Here is a 633-nt window from a genome sequence, read left to right as displayed (position 1 = left end):
GCATGGTGGTAGATTACCTTTCTTCCCAGCCCGACTAGGCTGGATATCAGGTGTCCACCAAAAGGGGGTCAGGTCCGCCTGGCGATATTTAGCGGATCGTCAGGCAGTTGCTTTTTGGTGTGGAGGTACCACTCGAGCATTTTTCGTTGGCGTTCCCCTGACCTGCCTCGGTGCGCATCGGCGATGCGTTTGAGCTGGGCGTTTATGCCGCCTTCAAGACTGTTTGTCGTTGAAGCCCAGCGCTTAGGATCAGGCACATTCGGTGGTGGCTTAAGGTAAGTAAACAACCAATTGTTGCGCGATAGGTGCAGCAGTGAGTTGTAGGCTTTGCGTATTCGCAGATGAGTCCATTCCCACTGGTTATTGAGTGTTCGGCGTTCCTTTGGCACGGGTGTTTTCTCGTTGAGGAATGTTTTGAATACCTGACCGAAGTCGTGCAGACGTAGCGTCCACTCCCGTGCCTGTTCGAGTGTGGTGACACGGGTTAGTTTCAGCGCCAGTGCGTAGATGGTTTTGCCGGCGTCGGTGCGCGGCCGTGAGGTGGTGTAGCGGCGGATGGACCTGACCCCCTTTTGGTGGACACCTGATATCCAGCCTAGTCGGGCTGGGAAGAAAGGTAATCTACCACCATGC

Annotated in this window: 1 pseudogene; it reads right to left on the bottom strand. The window is 55.0% G+C overall.

What is annotated here, in order from left to right:
- Positions 1-74: 74 nt before the first annotated feature.
- Positions 75-633, bottom strand: a pseudogene (locus ABRP98_RS11755) (transposase family protein); the annotation flags it as partial.

The sequence above is a fragment of the Corynebacterium sp. KPL2838 genome, assembly GCF_040225455.1.
Taxonomy (GTDB): Bacteria; Actinomycetota; Actinomycetes; order Mycobacteriales; family Mycobacteriaceae; genus Corynebacterium; species Corynebacterium rhinophilum.
This window is presented reverse-complemented; position numbering and strand designations above follow the sequence as displayed.